The organism is Sulfolobus sp. B1 (assembly GCF_007050195.1).
GTDB lineage: Archaea > Thermoproteota > Thermoprotei_A > Sulfolobales > Sulfolobaceae > Saccharolobus.
Window position 1 is genome coordinate 1 of record NZ_QIMI01000183.1, and the last position, 2324, is coordinate 2324.

At 37.5% G+C, this 2324-nt stretch carries 3 protein-coding genes; all 3 read left to right on the forward strand.

Going from position 1 to position 2324, the window contains the following annotated elements; translation table 11 throughout:
- Positions 1-565 (forward strand): FAD-dependent oxidoreductase (locus DMP16_RS09160; protein ID WP_185957853.1); only part of this gene is annotated, 565 nt, incomplete at its 5' end.
- Between the two features lie 63 nt (positions 566-628).
- A complete protein-coding gene (locus tag DMP16_RS09165; RefSeq protein ID WP_143577136.1) occupies positions 629-1075 on the forward strand; it encodes a heme-binding protein in 447 nt (148 codons plus the stop codon).
- A 10-nt stretch (positions 1076-1085) separates the two neighbouring features.
- Positions 1086-2018, forward strand: a complete 933-nt coding sequence (locus DMP16_RS09170; RefSeq protein WP_069284452.1) for an amidohydrolase family protein — start codon at positions 1086-1088, stop codon at positions 2016-2018.
- Positions 2019-2324 lie beyond the last annotated feature (306 nt).

A 2324-nucleotide genomic window follows, 5' to 3' on the forward strand; every position in this document is an offset into this window, starting at 1 on the left:
TAAGGTTATTGGTGTAGAAACTGATAAGGGGGAGATCATTAAGGGAGATCTCGTCATTGTGGCTGTTGGAATATCTCCTAACGATTCCTTAGCTAAGGATGCTGGTTTAAAGGTGGATAATGGGGTAATCGTGAATGAGTACTTGGAGAGTGACGTGAAGGGAGTTTTCTCTGCTGGTGATGTCGCAAGATTTCTCAGCCCTATCTATAATGAATACATGAGGATTGAGCACTACGACGTTGCTGTTAAACAAGGCAAAATCGCTGGTTATAATATGGTAGGGGAGATGAAGAAATTCGACGAGATACCTTACTTCTTCTCTAGGATGTTTGATGCTAAGCTTAACTTTAAGGTCTACGGTGTTTTAAACAGATATGACAATATAGTTCAGAGAGGTCCAGATGGTAAAGGGGGAATGATAAGGTTCTACTTAAAGGGGAATGTAATAAATGGCATTATGTTAGTGAATGCGAGCTTGAGGGAGAGTGTAATAAAGAGGTTAATTAGGAAGAAAGTTGATGATGTGGAGAAATTGAGAAGTGGAAAGTTAGAGGAAATCTCTTAATTTTTTGTGAAGTCGGTTTATCAAAAAGATTTAATAACCTAGACATCGTTAATGTAACACGCAATGATAACCTCGAATAAGTTATCCTTAAGCGAGGCTAAAATCTTGGCTGAAGGGGCTGAGGCTGAAGCTAAGAGGTTGGGAATAAAGGTTTGCATTGCTATTTCTGATGATAGTGGTCTACCAATACTATTTCATAGAATGGAAGGAGCGTTTTTAATTAGTATAGAGATTTCTCAATCAAAGGCATTTACCGCAGTGGCAGTTGGAATGCCCACTAGGCAAATCGGAGAAACTACTCATCCGGGGAAAGTAAATTATGGTATACAATTTAGTAACTTAGGAAAGTTCAATATACTACCAGGTGGGTTTCCAATAATAGTTGATGGTAAGGTTGTGGGAGGGATAGGTGTCAGTGGAGGAACTGGGGAACAAGATGAGCAAATAGCACTTTATGCGTTAAAGTACTTTAAGGAGAATACTAAGCTTAACGTGAAGTTAGACTTTTAATGTGATTTTTATGATAATCGACGTTCATTCCCATATTTATCCCAAGGTTTATATGGATTACCTTTCGAAGAAGAACGTCTTAACACCTAATGGTATAATAGTAAATAACAGAGTTTACGTGGTTAATGACCTATTACTGAATTTAGAAGATAAGATAAGGGATTTTAAGAATAAGGTTAAAGGTGAAGACGTCACTATCTTCCTTTCAATTCCACCTCCTTGGACATATTTTCTACCTAAGGATGAGGAAGTGAAGTTGACTAAGTCGTGTAATGATGAGTTAGTTAAAATAGTCAATGATAAAGAATTGAGGGGTCTAGCTACCTTACCTTTGAATGATGTAGATGAGGCAATAGGGGAAGCGGAGAGAGCTATAAAAGAGTTGAATTTAGACGGATTTATTCTGGGGACAGGTGTTGGAAACAAGAGTATTGCGAATGACGAATTCAAGCCATTACTAAGCAAAATTAGTTCATTGAATAAACCAATTTTTATACATCCTGGAACTTTGAATTTAGGAATTAATGAAGGGGCCCTTAGTACTATAGTGAGCTATCCATTTGAGACAACGTTTGTGATGAGTGAGCTAGCTATAAGTGGGAGTTTAGAAGAATATAACTTAAAAATAATTATACCACATGGAGGAGGATTCATTCCATACCAACTAGGTAGAATTGACATGTTATATGAGAGCAAAAGGAGTAAATTTAAACCTAGTGAATACCTTTTAAAGAGTGTTTATTATGATACAGTAATGTACGACAATAGAGAGTTCGAATTATTGGTCGAAAGGGTAGGAACTGAGAAGGTAGTCTTTGGAACAGATCATCCATTCCCGATTTCTAAACCTGAGTTATTCATTAAGATAGTAGGAAGCTTAACTAAGGAAGAAAGGGATAAAATACTTTATGAGAATGCTAAAAAACTATTTAGTTTAGCATAGGTTTAGCTTATAAAAGAAAACCTCGCCTTTTAAGGCGGGGTAAAGGTTTTTAAACTCCTTTTCCTCACCTTTTCTTATGGCACTCCCTTCTGGTCAACTTCAAGAAGATGAGGAGCCCGATCATTACTCCCGCAATACCAGAGCATTCGCACCGTAGCTGTCAGACTGTTCCCTAGTGGGGCACAGCAAAAGAAACTGAGGAAGTTAGCAGACGTTTCAGCGAAGTTGTGGAATGAAGTCAACTATGAGAGAAGGCAACAGTTCTTCCAACAGAAAAAAAGTAAACTTCAAAGCTACTTGGAATAA

Coding starts and splice junctions, on each gene's coding strand:
- DMP16_RS09170 (WP_069284452.1), top strand. CDS start 1,086: ATGATAATCGACGTTCATTCCCATATTTATCCCAAGGTTTATATGGAT.
- DMP16_RS09165 (WP_143577136.1), top strand. CDS start 629: ATGATAACCTCGAATAAGTTATCCTTAAGCGAGGCTAAAATCTTGGCT.